Annotated in this window: 11 protein-coding genes; 3 read left to right on the forward strand and 8 right to left on the reverse strand. The window is 58.5% G+C overall.

The features are described from left to right. The first annotated feature begins 22 nt into the window (after nucleotides 1-22). The gene (locus tag BR78_RS0110290; protein WP_029868387.1) at nucleotides 23-2,515 is read left to right on the forward strand and encodes a hypothetical protein; all 2,493 of its coding nucleotides are present in this window, start codon (nucleotides 23-25) and stop codon (nucleotides 2,513-2,515) included. Between the two features lie 2 nt (nucleotides 2,516-2,517). On the opposite strand, the gene BR78_RS0110295 is transcribed toward BR78_RS0110290, so the two are convergent. The 8 genes from BR78_RS0110295 to BR78_RS0110330 form a co-directional block, all read right to left on the reverse strand. Further along, entirely contained in the window at nucleotides 2,518-3,729 is a 1,212-nt protein-coding gene (locus tag BR78_RS0110295; RefSeq protein WP_029936409.1) for a DNA methyltransferase, read from the reverse strand. Between the two features lie 59 nt (nucleotides 3,730-3,788). Continuing rightward, nucleotides 3,789-4,112: a hypothetical protein gene (locus BR78_RS0110300; RefSeq protein WP_029868389.1), complete on the reverse strand. Its 324-nt coding sequence runs from the start codon at nucleotides 4,110-4,112 to the stop codon at nucleotides 3,789-3,791. A gap of 37 nt (nucleotides 4,113-4,149) precedes the next feature. Further along, entirely contained in the window at nucleotides 4,150-4,410 is a 261-nt protein-coding gene (locus BR78_RS22375; protein ID WP_156022289.1) for a DUF3363 domain-containing protein, read from the reverse strand. Nucleotides 4,411-4,486: 76 nt separating this feature from the next. Continuing rightward, on the reverse strand, nucleotides 4,487-6,253 hold the full coding sequence (locus BR78_RS0110305; RefSeq protein WP_029868166.1) for a hypothetical protein: 1,767 nt from the start codon (nucleotides 6,251-6,253) through the stop codon (nucleotides 4,487-4,489). 2 nt (nucleotides 6,254-6,255) lie between these two features. Beyond that, the gene (locus tag BR78_RS0110310; RefSeq protein WP_029868165.1) at nucleotides 6,256-8,778 is read right to left on the reverse strand and encodes an ATP-binding protein; all 2,523 of its coding nucleotides are present in this window, start codon (nucleotides 8,776-8,778) and stop codon (nucleotides 6,256-6,258) included. A 676-nt stretch (nucleotides 8,779-9,454) separates the two neighbouring features. Continuing rightward, a complete protein-coding gene (locus BR78_RS0110320) occupies nucleotides 9,455-10,285 on the reverse strand; it encodes a hypothetical protein (RefSeq protein WP_029868164.1) in 831 nt (276 codons plus the stop codon). A 3-nt stretch (nucleotides 10,286-10,288) separates the two neighbouring features. Beyond that, nucleotides 10,289-11,254 (reverse strand): ParB/RepB/Spo0J family partition protein, encoded by a 966-nt coding sequence (locus tag BR78_RS20925; RefSeq protein ID WP_029868163.1) that lies wholly within the window; start codon nucleotides 11,252-11,254, stop codon nucleotides 10,289-10,291. Beyond that, complete coding sequence (locus BR78_RS0110330) at nucleotides 11,251-12,453, reverse strand: DNA adenine methylase (protein ID WP_197021349.1); 1,203 nt, start codon at nucleotides 12,451-12,453, stop codon at nucleotides 11,251-11,253. Before BR78_RS0110330 ends, BR78_RS20925 begins: the two co-directional genes overlap by 4 nt. A 256-nt stretch (nucleotides 12,454-12,709) precedes the next feature. Between BR78_RS0110330 and BR78_RS0110335 the strand changes: the two genes are divergently transcribed. Then, nucleotides 12,710-13,405 (forward strand): recombinase family protein, encoded by a 696-nt coding sequence (locus BR78_RS0110335; RefSeq protein ID WP_029728746.1) that lies wholly within the window; start codon nucleotides 12,710-12,712, stop codon nucleotides 13,403-13,405. After that, nucleotides 13,402-14,289 carry a hypothetical protein gene (locus BR78_RS20930; protein WP_049811823.1) on the forward strand — a complete coding sequence of 296 codons (888 nt, stop codon included), beginning with the start codon at nucleotides 13,402-13,404 and terminating at the stop codon, nucleotides 14,287-14,289. Before BR78_RS0110335 ends, BR78_RS20930 begins: the two co-directional genes overlap by 4 nt. Nucleotides 14,290-15,255 lie beyond the last annotated feature (966 nt).

Below are 15,255 nucleotides of genomic sequence, written 5' to 3' on the forward strand. Positions count from 1 at the left end.
ACGCGCGCTTTGCTTGAGCTTGATGCACGCTGAATCCGAAGCCGAGGTCATCGGCCTTCTACAAGCGGCGGGCTATTGGGACGATCCGACGGTCTGGCGCTATTATGGCGACAACGAGCTCAATTTCGCGCAAGCAGGCGGCCAACAAGCGCGCGCCGACTTTGCCTTCAACGAGAAGGTGGTCAATGCCATCGACTCCGTCCTGACCCGCCTTGCGATCGAGGCAGGCATTGCGCCCGATGGTCCCACCGCGCCCAAATCGATTCGCGAAGCCGTCGCTCGCCTGGTCGAGCGATCCAGTGGCGAGACCCTCAAGACCACGGCGGGCCGCATCGAGGATTGGACGCGTGATCTTCGCCGCACCGTCGCGCAGAATATCTCGGTCTTTGCGACCGAGCCTTCGGGCTGGACTTCCCGGCAGCGTCCCACAATCTCGATCGCCGATCTCGGCGAAGGCCATACGCCGGCTGCCTTTCCCAAGACGTTCGTGTCATTGGGGCAGCATAACAAAGTCTCGATCCCGTTCGTGCAGGGCAAGTTCAATCAGGGCGGATCCGGAGCCCTGCGCTTTTGCGGAACCGAGAAGCTCCAGCTGGTCGTCTCGCGCCGAAAGCCCGCGCTGATCGCTGCGCCCGCCGCCCCGCAAACCTATCCGAACGATCCCGCCAGCGACGGTGACTGGGGCTTTACCGTCGTTCGGCGCGAAGGCGGGGCGCGGATGCCGGCCTATAGCTATCTTGCGCCGCTCGGCAGCGATCTGGGCGAACGAAAGGGCGGCGTGCTGCATTTCGCGGCGGACTCCATGCCGCTGTTCCCGGAAGGCTCGAACCCTTATGCTCGGGAGGTCGAGTGGGGCACGCTGATCAAGCTCTACGAATATAAGCTTCCCAATTCGGGGCCCATTCTTCGTCGTAACGGCCTACTGATGCGGCTCGACCTGTTGTTGCCGGATCCGGCCTTGCCGGTCCGCATGCACGAATGCCGCGATCGCCTGAACAGGGGCGCCAGCGAGCAGACGACGACCATGGCAGGCTTGTTCACTCGCTTGCAGAACAGCGACAATTTGGAACCCGTCTCGCCGAGTTCGGTGCCGATCAATGTCGATGGTCGCGAGCTTGCGATGAAGATCTTCGCTTTCAAGCCGGACAAGTCCGGAACCTACCGCGAGAGCGAAGGCGTCGTCTTCACCGTCAATGGCCAGGCGCATGCGTTCATCAAGGCCAATATCTTTGCGCGCAAGAGTGTCGGCCTCCAGCGGCTCGCGTCGGACCTGCTCATCTACGTCGATTGCTCGTCGCTTTCGACCACCGAACTCGCCGATGCGTTCATGAGCAGCCGCGATCGGCTGGTCGATGACAATCCTTTCGCCAAGGAGATCGAAAAGAGGATCGAAGCGGCGCTGCACGACCATGAGGGCCTGCGTGAGCTCAAAGCGCGCCGGGCGGCCGCAGATCTTGAAGGACAGCTGGCCGATAACAAGCCGCTCGAAGACGTATTGAAGCGCGTGCTGAAGACCTCGCCCGCTTTGGCTCGCTTGTTCGGACAGGGGCTAAGGCTGCACAATCCGATGGTGCCGACCCGTGTCCAGCCAATCAAGGCCGTGTACAAGGGCAAGCCCCACCCCACCTTCTTCCGCTTCCAGGGCAAGGCCGAAGGCGTGATCCTGCGCCGCGAGGCGTTTGTCGGGCATCGCGTCCGCATCCGGTTCGAGACCGACGTCGAGAATGAATATTTCACGCGGCGGGTCGATCGTGGGGAGCGCCGGCTCTTCCGGCTGCGCGCCGATGGACGGGACGAAGTCGCGAACTTCACCGGCCCGACGCTGAACGACGGCGCGGCGACGCTCACCTTTGATCTGCCGGCCGAAGCCGAGGTTGGTGACGTGCTCGGCTTCGAGCTGGAGGTGAGCGATCCCGTCATGGGAAGCCGGTTCGTCAACTGTGCCGAGCTCGTCGTCAGGCCGGCGGCCGTCCCCACTCCCGGCACCAGGACACCGCGGCGCCAGCCCGGCAAGACCGAACGGTCCGGGATCGACGGCCCGAGCGGCATCGAGCTGCCGGCGGTGATCTGGCTGACGCAGGAGGAGCCGAACTGGCAGGAGCATTTCGCCGGCCATGACGACTGCCTCGACGTCATCGACGATGCGGATAGCGACGAGCCCGGCAATGTGAAGCACGACTACAAATTCTATCTCAATGAAGACAATCGGGCGCTTCGTTTCGAGCTCAGCTCAAACAAGCTCGCCGCGGCGGCGGTCAAGAAGCAGTTCGAGATCGCCGTTACCCTGGTCGCGTTGGCGATCCTTTACGATTCGGAGCGCAACCCGCTTGCCACCGGAGACCGGGGCGATGCGGTGGACGATGGGAGCGCCGCCGACACACCTGAGACGACGCGCGAGCGCGTGCGCCGCGCCACTCGCGCGATCGCTCCGGTGCTGCTGCCCTTGATCAACAATCTCGCCGATCTGGGTCAGTTCGAGCTCGACGAAAGCGACTTGGTCGGCCATGCCGCGTGAGGCTAGCGCGCGAGCCGATAGAATAGCACGACCTCATTGCTGGCCGGCGTCGCTGGCCTCGTTCCATTATACCATTTGCGGTTCGGGACCTCGCGCCAGAGCCGGCCGTCTCCTTCGTCGCGAAGGAGGTCGAGCCTCAATTCCTCCAGCCCGGCGGCAGCCGCGGCTTCATTGTAGCGCTTGAGCTGGCTATCCGGCTTCGAGAAGGCCACGATCTGGACAATGGTCGTGTCCGGATCGGAGATTGCTGCGAGCGATTTTTGCGCGGCCGCGAGCGTCTCGAAATAGACTGGCAGGTCGGGGCGCTTGCGATCGCCCATCGTGTAGTAGGAGCCGCCGGCGCCGTCGAGCGTATTGGCGATCCAGAAGGGCGCCCGCGTCTCCTTGCGTCCGTCGACCTGCCAGCGATGATAGAGCACGTGCACGCCGGGATAGGGCGGCGAGGTCAAGATCAGCCGCGGCTTGCGCTCGGCGAGACAGCCCGACAGGCATGGGTCGGTCTCCAGGCCCACCGCCGAGCGATTGAGAATGAGGATGTTCGCCGGGTCGTCGCCGGCGGCCGCCGCCAGGCTGGTCAAGCCAGCCGTGGCCGCCTTCGCCGAGCTGACCAGATTGGCCTTGAACTCGGCGAGCGAGGGAATGGTGCGCCGGCCATCGAGCGCCCATTGCGCGGTGCGAAGCACGATGCAGCGGGCCAAGTCTTCGAGCGCTTGATCCCCGCTGGGAACCCAGCCCACCGCCTGGGCGAGCGCCTTGCGGATCCGCCAGCGATCGCGATGGTCGAGGTGACGCAGATAGCCTGCCTCGGCCCAATCCTCGAACGGCGGCGCCTCGTCTCGCATGTTGATCGCCGTGGCGGTTCGTTCGGCCCAGCGCTCGACAATCTGCAGACGATCGGCGTCTAGCAGCGTGGTCTTCACGCGCGCAACGAACACGGCGAGCGTGCTGATGTCGCTGCCAATGGCGTGCCGGCCAGACGCCAGCGCCTCGACCAGACTCGTGCCGCCGCCGACGAAGCTGTCGGCCACGATATCGCCGGGCTCCGACAGCGTCTCGATCGCGGCTCTAGCGACTTGGGGGGAAAAGCGGGCCGGATAGCGATAGAAATTGTGGGTGAGGCCGGCGACCGGCGCCATGCTGTGCGCGGCATCGATCAGTCGGCGTTGCTGGTCTGCGCTCAAGCCGATCGTCAGCCGCCCTCCCCCGCCGATCAAGGGCGCTCTCCCGGCCTCGAGCATCGGCCGGAGGGCAGTGTCGAACGGGGCGATGCCGCTCAATTGGACTGACCCGCCGCGGCCGTGCCTTGATAGGCATCGAGGGCCTGCAGCAATTGCGTGAGCATCGATCGGGTCACGTCGACTGGAATTTCATGTGCAATATTGTGCTTCTTTGCGATCTCGTAACCCGCTCTCTCAAGCGCATTTCGGATGCTTTGTCTATGCTCCGGGCTAGCAGAGCCTCCCTTCAGAAACCGGCGGAACATGCCATAGTCCAGGCCCAGCGCCTTGGCAGCGCGCTTTTTAACGGAGCCATGGACCTCGGTCGCATAGCGGAGGGCGGTATCCCTCAGGTCGAGATCGGGTGCGTATTGCGGCATGGAACGACCATAGCTCCATGTGAACTTAAATGCAATCTTACGTAACTATTCGATGCTGCGCCCACGCGTGAGCGACCAATTCACGCCGCCTTCCCGCATGATCCAAAGCGGCGCTTGCCGAGATAGCGCTCCAACACGTCGCGCCAGGACACCGCGTGAATTCCGTCGATCTTTCGAGCAGCGCGTATCGCCCGCCCAAGAGGTCGATGCGGCGCTGCACTCTACCTTCGACGCGCGCGCCGGTCGGCGCTTCCGCGAAGGGACCGCGTCTCGTTTCGCGACCGCCCAGAGTTTCCAACCGCTCAACGCAATCGGCTCGCTTTCAGGGGGCGGACCAATAGTCGTTGTTGGGATGATCCAAAGCGTTTCCGACCTCAATGGATATCGGTCGTGAAATCGGAGTCGAAAGCGCGCCGGCCCAACATTCTCAGCGCTCGCTCGAGCAGGAATGCTGAATAAGGTGCCCGAATGCGCCCTTCGCGGCGAAGGAACCACGTCACGCGATCGGGAAGAGCGCCCAGATGGTGCCCTGGCGGAGGCTGGTAGGCCGCCAGCCTCGTTCCGACGCGTATCTTGTCCCAAGGCTTGTCGTTGCTCATCGTCAGCAGGAGACGGTCGTCGATGGTCACGATCGCGCCCGCTGCGACCGGGGGAGGCATCGGCGCGGCAAGCGCGGCATCAGCGGCCGAGGTTCTCCCGGGATAGATTGATCTTGCCCCAGCAAGCAGTCCTGCCGCGGGCACATGCTGGGCTTCCACGCGGACGCATCCATCGGCGCGGAAGCAGGCCAGGTCGAGTATAGCGGAGCGGACATAGGCCAGCTGCCGAAGATTTAGCTTCAAACGCTTGCCCTTGAGCCGGAATGGCATTTCAGGATCTTTGTCGGATTCATCCTCCGCCGCTTCGTTCGGGTCGGCTGGCGGCGCCCCTTCCTCGTTCACTTCGATCAGCGGCACCAGCATCGCAATCTCACTCGCGCGCTTGCCGTTGGCACGCAGCGTAATGTCGCAAGGCTGTCCTAGAAGCACAAACAAGCGCGGCGATTTGGGCCCATCCGGTTCGGCGTTGTCAAATTTGAATACGTCGCCATTTGCGAGGGGAGTGAGCGCGCCGTTGATCAGCTCGCCATTCTCCCAAATTTCGGCGTTCCGCAAGTCGGACAATATGGGACCTGCATCCAATGCCTTTTGGTCGAGAGCAATGGATTGGAGTTCCCTCAAGGTCTGCATGGCCCGGAGAACGGCGGCGTCCGTTCCGAAGAACGTGCGCATGGCCTTCGAGGCACCGGCGCTCAGCGCACGCTCGACCACGCTCAACTCGGACACGCCTTCTATTCGTCCTCGCCGATAGACATATTGCTCCAGCCGTTCAGGATCGATCCCAAGCAGTGCGGTTGCGGTAGTAGCATAGGCTTCCGCTCCTCGCTGCGAGGCGTCCTGCAGGACATAATAGAGAGCGCGCCGCAGGCCCGCCCTCTTCAATGCAATGCTCAGTGCCGTTTCGATATTGGCGCCGTCCTCGGTCAATCTCTCCTTTGAGATCACTGTGATCGGAGGGGCCATGCGTGCGGCCTCGCCGAGCTCATCAGTCAGCTGGCCCTCCAGGGCGGACTCGCCGACGGCCGCTGCCTCGTGGGTGAGGATGAAGGCTAGTCCTTTCGAACCGTGAGCCCTTAGGAGCTTGACGATATCCAGCCCTCGACGGTCCTGACCGCCGGCCTCTTTTAGGTCGATGACATAGGCGACGTTCGCGTCATCGCCTGCGCCTTCGCCAAGTTTCCCGTCGGCGTCTTCAAAGGTCCATCGATCGCCTTTGCTGACATTCAGCTTCTTGCAGGCTGCGGCGATCGTTCCCCGGCCCAACTCATGCGCCGGCGCATCCTCAGCATCGGCCTGCAGAAGCGCTATCCGGAGTTCGTCACGCCGATCGTCATTGAGGTCGCGGACCGCTTGCCTAAGCGCGGCGTCGACATCGCCAAAGCCCTGCAGCGCAAAGGCGGCGGCGAACTCCGGAAACGCCTCCTGCAAGCCGGGCTGACCGCTTGCTAGGAGCGCGAGATCTTCTTCGGGTTCACCGAATACGTCATCGACCCAAATCACGCGTTCGATGCCGAGCGCATCTCGAATTTCCTTCAGCGCCATGCTCAGCTCTCTCGACGCACTGCCATCAGATCGATCAAGAACCTATATTTTCGCCCTGCTTTGTTCCGATCGGGAAGAAGGGCAATGCTGCAGCCGTCTAATGCGAGCAGTTCGCTGGTGATAAAGAGACCCAGCCCTTGTCCGCCTTCTTCATGCTGCCGCGTGGTTACGAACAGATCGAATAGCGTTTCTTCGACAAGCGGATCGATGCCGGGACCATTGTCTTCGAAGGTAAAGCCGCCCGATGTAACGTCAACCTCTATTTCACGCTCTCTTCCCTTTGGAAGATGGCTTAGCCAGAAGACGCTGTTGCGCATGAGATTGTCGAGCGTCTGCAAAAGGTGAGACTGGTGCATCTGCACCAAGAGCGGTTCTCCCTTTACCCCGACACCAATGCCCGATGTGCCAAGGACTCCCGCCCGCTGCTTGAAATAGTCAGCGATAAACTCGAGCACGTCGAAGCTTTGCTTTGTCTCGCTTACCCGCGGAATCAACGGGTCGATCTGTGCGGCTGCCTGAGCAATGGCGTTGCAAGACCGGCGGATCGCCGTCAAATGCGGCGCCGATCCTCTGCCAACCGAGCCGCTACGTTCGAGCGCGCTCACGCTATGTCGTATGGCCGCGAGATGTGCCCTGAGCTCATGGGTGAGGCCGCGCGCCGCCAAGCCCGCTGCTGCGCTTTCGACCAAGGCTGCGGACCGTTCGCGTCCCTCGATGATCTCTTGCTCAATCCGCTCGATGAGCACGGCAGGAGTTTCCGCCGAATCCATGTTTCCGGCTGCGGCTCGGAGCGCCTCTTGCGCGAGTGCGAGGACCCGCTGACGGCGTTCGGCGCTATTGCCTTGCGGTGCCGTTAGCAGCTCGACTTCTTCCGCGAGCGTCGCGGTGATCTGCCCCACCTTGAGCGAGGCCGTGGCCATGGACCCGACACGAGCAAGATCGCTCTTCGTCGATGACGCTTCCTGCTCCTTGCGCGCCGCCAGGAGCGCCTTGTCATATTCGTCCAAGGACCTGCGAACGGCTACGATGGCATCGTTCGCGAAATCGCGGCACTGTCGCGCGATCGCGAGAAACCCGCGGTAGGCCGGGTTGTCGACAAATCCTTCCCGGTCCGATTTCTCGACGAGTCCGAAATTCTGCTCCCCGCTCAGCGCGAAATAGCCAAGAGTGTTTTCGGGCCGCATGTTGTAGGTGCTGCCGGACGTCATGCCAGCCGACAATCCCAGCCAATCGCCCCTATTTCTCACCTGGAAGCCGTCCCGAAGGATTGAAATTCCGGCCAGATCCCGAACCAGCTGCAAGTTCGCCCGAGCTCCGGATGCCGCTCCGAACTCATCCTCCTCGTCCCCGACGAAATGGAAGAAATAAAAGGCGCCGCCAAACCGCCCGGGGTTCTGAGTGGAATGGCCTGACTTTCTTAAAAGCGAGCGGCCCTCGAAGCGATGCTCGATCTCAGCAAACCAAGGGGATTTTGCGTCGATTTTCTTCTGCGCATATCCCTTCATGCGACGGCTGGTCTTCAAATATTCCGCGAAGGCACTCCCCTCATCCTGCTCGAAGACCCGTTCGGTCCTCTCGCGCAGCGCCTGCGAACGTTTGGACGCCAACAGACGTCGCCGCAGCCTGGCTCGAGCGATGAGCGTCGGCTTGCCGTCCACATTCTGCCAGTCGAACCTGAAGTCGGCGACGGCACGAGCAAGAAGCTGTTCCGTGACCAGCGCCAATGATTGCTCCCCACCGTCGAGCTCGACGGTGACCGGAAATGTCGCAGTCGCCTCAAACGGCGAAATAAGTCGGGCCAGGCTGCGCGTGATTTCATTCAGCCGCCCGCTCCGCTTCCATTCATCAAGATCGCGCAGGCCCAGGATGGAAACGCGTGTGCCTTTGAAGCCCTCATCATTGCTCGTCCGGCTAAGGTTCACTGGAATCTGATCGACGGTGCGTGCGCGTTCGCAATCCGCCCATCGAAACCAGGCCGAGGCCACTTCTGCGGTGGGGGACGTTGCGGACTCGACGAGCAGGATATCGCCCAGCTTCATGGTGCCAAGGCGGCCGAGGCCCTTGTCTCCGAGCGGGGTCCGACCGAGCGCCGTCTTCTTTTTAGGCCCTTGCGTGCCGCTTCGCTTAAGCGAGGCACTAATAACGAGCCAGGATCGGCTCAAATCCTCGAAAGGTATGCCAGTGCCAGCGTCTTCTATTGAAATGCGCCCACGAAAATCGAGTTTCCGGCGGATCAAGCTATCGGCGTCGGGCCGGCTTTTTAGAGTAACACCTTCAATTGTTTCGAACCTGACATTGACGTTTTCAGCCGATTCTCCGAACGGCATGAGCGCACCTGCGGACGCGACTTCCTCCAGCGATCCGGAAGTTTGCGTATCGATGCTGATGCGGCAGCCGGGGGAATCGGCGTCATACGCATTCTTCACGCATTCCAGCAGCGCTTGTTCGACGTCAGTGACGAGTTCGCTGCCGAGCTGAACGAGAACATGCGCACCTACGCGTAATTCGCCTCTTTCTTCAATCACGAAAAATCCACCCCGGGCGCTCTCATATCGGCGACATTAGCTAGGCGCCGCCGCAACGGCAACGGCTCACTCCTTATGGGACGAGCCGTCGCTTTATGTCCGATAATGAGCGCAAAGCGGAAACTACGGGCCGTCTCTAATGCTCGGTGCGTCCTAATAACGGCATAAGCCAAACCTCTTCGATCTCGACAAAAGCTGGAACCAGCACCGTCCAAGTGAAAACTGCAAGTGAGGAGCATGCTCCTGGTGGTACGAAGCCCACACAAGTGAGGGCACAGTATCAAGCTCCGCAGATGGACGCTCAAGCGATCACCAATGCCTAGATTGGCCCACTAACTAACTACAAATAATGCGTTTCTTACGCTCGGATTTGGCCGGGATTGGCTAACAAATGCCCGTCCTGATCGCTGCGCGCTTCAGCGATCTTCCCAATTTGCCCTAACTCCGGAGTCGTCCACCTGCGTCCGCCAACGTCCGCGGTGGTCCACTTGGGGATCGAACCCCTAAAAAATCCAATGAAATCAAGGGGAATGGTGGAGCCGAGGGGGATCGAACAGCCCCGACTTAACCATTGGAAAACAAAGACTTTTTTAGAGCGCCTATTACCGTTGGCACACCCGGATGTAACAGTTCCCGACGGCAGCGCAAGGTCCGTAGCGAACCCAGCCGATTACATTCAGAACCCTCCGGACAACCCGAGCGATTTCATAGCGTCCTTAAAATCTCGCATATTTCGCAGCCCATCCAAGAACGCATGGCGGCAATCGCGATATTTCCGATACGCGGACTTCTTGTCCTTGGGCACATGATGCGCAACGTTCCGATATCGCTGAACGAACATACGCACGGCGGACAAAACCGTGTCGGCGTTGTTGAATTGAGGAGCGCCTTGGAGGCTCACCAACACGTTGGCCGCACTAGCCTTCGCTTGGGCCTTCGTGATCCAACCCCTCTTAGCAGCGTCCTTTCCTGCCCGCATAATGAGACCTTCAACGCGTTCTGCCAGACTTGCTACGCCTGCAGGCGCATTGTGCTTGTACAATTCAAAGCACTCTCTCGCTTGGCGCTTGTGCAACGCGGGCAAGCCGTCCACGTCATCCTTAAACTGACTTTCCGGTATATGTTGGGCGATCGGGATCGCGGGGAACTTCGCCGTAACATTGCCCGCTGCGTCCACCGTGAATAGGCCAAAGCCGTGCAGCATCAGATCAGTCGCTTCCTTCTGGTTCTGCGTGTAAGCCTCTTCCGGACAGGCGGCGTAGGCCGCAATTGGGGCCGGGACCTCTACCATCTCGGCTCGGCGCATCCGCAAAATTTCCGGATAAGGCTTTTCAGACGCTTCAATAAGCATCAGTTGATTGTTCACCGGACAACTAATTGATGGAACCCAGCCAAGTTTCTGATCCACCTCTTCATCACACCGAACAGGTGGATTAGAGTATGTAGAAATCAGGTATTGCTTGACAGAGGCCTTGATGAAATCTTCTGCGGAGCTGATCCCTGCCATGAGTTATTGCTCCAAGATACGAGCAATAGTGTTGTACAGTTCACGCAAACGCTTCATTAAATCATCGTCCAGATCGCTTATGCGATCGTCGTCAATGACTTCCACCAAAAAATCATCTATGTTATCGACGTACTTATAGTATTTACGCTCTTCGTACTCAAAGGCTACCGATTGCTCGTATGCCTCTCGGATGCCCATCCCGTTGGTCGGATCGAATACCCGATCAAGTATTTTCTTCGCCTCACCTTTCTGTACATCAAGACTATCAAGCGCCGTCGCAATCTTGGACAGCTGACGGAAATCGGTAACCGCCGTTATTTTATCACGACGAAATTTATCGATTAAAGTATCCCTGATTTCGTCAATTTTGCTGTTGTAAGACGGAATGCGCTTAACGATAGTCTTGATTGATTTCTCCATTTCAATGAAGAAATCTTCCGTGAATTTTTGCTGAAGTTTGGGCTTTTCGAGTTCCGTAAGGATCATGCGCTTGAAGCGGTCGGGCAAATTTATAAGAAGCTGGCATCGGCGTATTGCGCCGCGCGTAAGCCCGGTAAGTTCAGATAGTTGGACCTCGTTCGGCGGGTTTCCGTTCTCAACCTTGTATAGTTCGATGACCCGCTCAAGCTTAGAGGCGATAGTGAAATAGTCCCACTGCTCTCTAAGAGCGTGGATGTTGTACATTATAACTAGGTTCTCAAGCTCGGTCGGCTTGTCCTGAATAATTACAGGTATGGTCTTTAAATTGAGCTTTTTCGCGCACCGCCAACGACGCTCGCCATCAAGCAACTTGTATCCACTGTCGTCTTTATAGACGGTAAGTGGTACCTGAATGCCGTGTCGATCGATGGAGAGCATTAGGCTCTCCATCTCTTCCTGCCTAAAAACTAGACGCGGATTTTCCGGATTTGGCTCTATCTCAGACGGAGATATGAGCTTCAATTGCTGCTTTTGGCTAACACCGCTCATATTGCTACCCTGTAGATGACTTCCGTAACATCGTGGGTGGAGGCACCTTTAGAAGCCCCCATTGTAGAGTGCTGGTGAGAAATATTGATATGGTCAGCATCGCAGCCGAAGTGCTTCCTGATCATTTTGGGGATCGCTTCGGTTGAGTTGTGCAGCAACCCATCCTGTGGATAGCTAAGGACGAGGCAGCTTCCGATCTTAGCTACCGCCATGATCAGCCCGTCCATTGCTTCTTCCACCTTCGAGGCGAGTGAGAACGGAGAGGTCGCTCGATCTGGCCGGTAAAGGCCCATGCCGCTGCAAGGCGGATAGTCGTATAGGACCGCCGTCTCGTAAACATGGTAGTATCTTGAGTATTGATCTTTCGTGTATGGCGGGTCTGCGTAGACTACAGACGGCTTTATTTGAAACTCTCGCAGACTTGATAGAAGATCTGTTGCATCCTTGCGGAACGCGTGGTTACCCTTCCGCCAATCTTGGCTGGCGATGGGCATAACTTCGTCAATCGCCGTGAGCCATTCAGACGTGATGTTCCTGCGCCGTTTTGCAATGACCTTCTTTATGTTTGCGGCTTTTGGGTACAGCGATTGCGCAAAATGGCCGGTTGAGTTTGAGCAGCGTGACATGGCTATGCACAACGCTACAACCAGCGCCTGCCATTGATCTGCGGTGGCTCTGCCCTCAGCCCTCAGGCGATCAAGAGCGAAGCGAATGGCATCAATTTCGACGGTCTGCTGATACCCGAAATACGTCCCGGCATATCGGCGACTGAACAGGTCATAGTCGCCCGCCGCTGTGATTTGGAGGGCTGATTGGGCGCTGCTTACTGCTTGATCGAAAATGGTGGCGAGGGCGCCAATGTCCGAATTCTCAAGCGCGGCATGCTCAGCCGCCAGAAACGCAGAGAACGTGTCGGATAACTCGTCAATCTTGGAGCGCCTGTACGCCGCAGTCACTCCCAACGCCTCGAAGCGAGAGATCAGCGGGTCGCTGGAGCAAAAGTGGGTCGCCGCCACAAGCTGGGCAAACGACTGAAGGTCGTTTGACCAAACCTGCCGATCTGGAGCCACTGCCCGCCCAACCGAACACATTCCGGAAAAGACGTCGAGGAAGATCCCCTTTCGGCAAGAGGATATGATTTCCTTCAAGTCGGGAACAAGGTGCCTCTTGGTCCCCATATAACTGATACCAAGCGACACAAGCTCTCCCCCCAGGGTGGTATGACACAGCGGTTTTCTATTGGGAAGGCCGCCCAATTTCCTCCAATAATGGCGAGTTATCCGTAACTTACGACCTGAGTTCGCTGCACTTATGCGAGAGGACAACTCGGATCGTACAAAGGGCAAAATCCCCCCATGGGGACCAGGACCGCCATATGTCCAGAAATATCTAACGAACGTTTGACTATTCTGGACATCCTGCATATCCGGTCGATCAACAACGACTGGAGCCACCATGCGGACGATCAACTACTACCGCGTATCGACAGCGAAGCAGGGCCGCAGCGGCCTAGGGCTGGAAGCGCAGCGCGCCGCCATTGATGCGTTCTGCTCAGCCCGAGGGTGCGAGCCCTTGGGAGAATACATCGAGGTTGAGAGCGGCAAGCGCGATGACCGGCCCGAACTCGCCAAGGCCTTGCACCATGCTAAGGTGACGGGGGGCACGCTGGTGATTGCCAAGCTAGATCGATTGAGCCGTAATCTCGCTTTCCTCGCTGCCCTACAGGACGCTGGCACCAAGTTCTTGGCAGCGGACATGCCCGAAGCCAACGAGCTTACGATCCACATTATGGCAGCCATGGCGCAAGCTGAGCGGAAGGCCATTAGCAAGCGCACCAAAGAGGCACTGGCAGCAGCAAAAGCCCGAGGCCAGAAGCTCGGCAATCCAATGGGCGCAAAAGCGTTCGGCGCCTATCAGGGCAATGGCGCTGCGGTGGATGCGATCAAGGCCAAGGCCAAGGCGTTCGCTGCGGATGTCATGCCGATCATCCATGCCATTCGGTCGGAGGGCCACACTAGCCTCAGGGCTATCGCTAGCGAGTTGAACAGCAGGGGCATAGTGACGGCGCGTGGCGGGAGGTGGGCTGCTCAGTCAGTGAGCGACGTTATTAATATTGCGAGCGTGACTAATACCAACGATGGTGGGGAATGACCCCGGATATATCAGAGTTTACCTACGGCTTTGCCCTCACCAACGAACTGGTGGGCTGGATGGCGCTTTCGGCGGTTCCGATTTTTCCTAGCCTGATAGAGGAAGGAAAAGCGACAGGGGGCTATGACGTTAAGTTAGATGCACCCGGCGTACCGCTTTACCTACAATTTAAACGATCTCACGTGATGACACGTAGAAGCGCCAATGAGATTAAAAATCTCGGCCTAAGCCTAAATGTGCCTTTCCATCGTTTTGCTATCACCGAACGCAAGCGATCACTCCAGCACACCGCGCTCGTCACGCTCGATAACGGCACAAATCAAGTGTTCTATGTAGCCCCGCGATTTCACACACTGGCCGGTATCAACGCGGCGTGGTCAAGCCAGAAGGTTGCACAACGATCGATCTTCATTTCTCCCGCCAGCATTGGTGTGATCGCCGACGATTTTCGACACACGGTATCCTTCGATGATACCTCCGCATATTTCTGCTCCGAGCCCCAAAAGATAGAACCTGTGGGCATTGAAAGCCTTAGGGCACGCCTCACTGAAAAACTGCAGTCCGATGCCCGTCCTGTGCGGGATAAGTTGACGGAATGGCTCGCGCAAAATCGGGCTGCGGCCACGCGAGCGCGTGAAATTCAGTCAGACCTCGAAGCGAAACTCTACGCGGACACTGCCATCGAGGGTCTCTCAGACCTCCAACAATCGATTGCCCTGCGACCACCCTCCCCGGCAGGCATCCGTCGAATTGAGGATAGGGTTCCGACAATGCCCGTTCGAGCGCCCAAAGAGCTCACGCCAGAGCATGAGATTTTGCGGGTCCTCAGCGATGAAGCGCAAAGCCAATTCAACGCGCAGCTAATCGTGGTTCAATCGGCCTAACCGCTGGTCACAGCCGCACCGCCGCATTCCACGGCTGATATCCGAAATCGCGATGCGAGCGCGCCAGCGGATGTCATCTGAATTGATACCATCAGCCACAGAAACCATGTGGCGTCCCGGCTGGACGTTAAACAAGCAGCTAGCCATTCCGGGGTTAGGCGCAGTGGCAAATCCATAGCGGCCTGACAGCTAGCAGGGCATCGGCTCAACGCTTAATCAAACTCATGGTGATGCGTAGCCTGCTTCCTACGGCAGATAGATTGGGGCTCTTAGGAGCAAACCCATATCTATGCTGGCCGGGGAGGGCATGGCTAACCTTCTTATCAAATCTATGGTGATACCTATGGTATCCTCCATACTACTCATAACGAGTGGACCACCACCTATCTCCCTTTCGATTGATCCAGCCAGTCACGGCTGGTCACCCGTATCCTTCTGTCTGCACTTCCGGTCTTTGCAGATTGTTCGGCTAGGCTGGATCATTCCAAGGGGAGAGCAATAGGCCGTGCGCAGCATCGTGGCTTAGCTTCATTGGGCCACCCCAAAGGTCATTAGCGCATCCGACCCGGACCACGGCGCATGAAGCCTCTCCTCTCACCCACCAGTGGCTGTCTCCTACTGGCTTGCTCCTAGCTAACTAGAGCTTGTGGTTGCCTGCTCATATGCCGAAGCCATTGGGCTGCAATCACAAGCATCTTGTTAGTAACACTCAAGGTGTCACGGGTGCTAATTAAGCACACACCGCTAAAATCAAACGTCGACTACGGACAATGTATTGATTAGTCCCATTGGCACATCCATTGCCGCCCTCCACTTTCGGAGGCTGCTGTGCCAATAACCTCTCACCATTCGTTGGCTCTAGCCGCAGAAGCGCAGAAGCGCCTCAGGCAACTCGAAACCCTATGGGGACGAGCCTGTATCGGGCTGGCGCTGCTCACCGCCTACCATCAAGGGGAAGCGCCCCGC

The organism is Sphingomonas sp. UNC305MFCol5.2 (assembly GCF_000712135.1).
GTDB lineage: Bacteria > Pseudomonadota > Alphaproteobacteria > Sphingomonadales > Sphingomonadaceae > Sphingomonas.

Coding starts and splice junctions, on each gene's coding strand:
- BR78_RS0110290 (WP_029868387.1), top strand. CDS start 23: ATGCACGCTGAATCCGAAGCCGAGGTCATCGGCCTTCTACAAGCGGCG.
- BR78_RS20925 (WP_029868163.1), bottom strand. CDS start 11,254: ATGAGCGGTGTTAGCCAAAAGCAGCAATTGAAGCTCATATCTCCGTCT.
- BR78_RS0110300 (WP_029868389.1), bottom strand. CDS start 4,112: ATGCCGCAATACGCACCCGATCTCGACCTGAGGGATACCGCCCTCCGC.
- BR78_RS0110320 (WP_029868164.1), bottom strand. CDS start 10,285: ATGGCAGGGATCAGCTCCGCAGAAGATTTCATCAAGGCCTCTGTCAAG.
- BR78_RS20930 (WP_049811823.1), top strand. CDS start 13,402: ATGACCCCGGATATATCAGAGTTTACCTACGGCTTTGCCCTCACCAAC.
- BR78_RS0110335 (WP_029728746.1), top strand. CDS start 12,710: ATGCGGACGATCAACTACTACCGCGTATCGACAGCGAAGCAGGGCCGC.
- BR78_RS0110305 (WP_029868166.1), bottom strand. CDS start 6,253: ATGGCGCTGAAGGAAATTCGAGATGCGCTCGGCATCGAACGCGTGATT.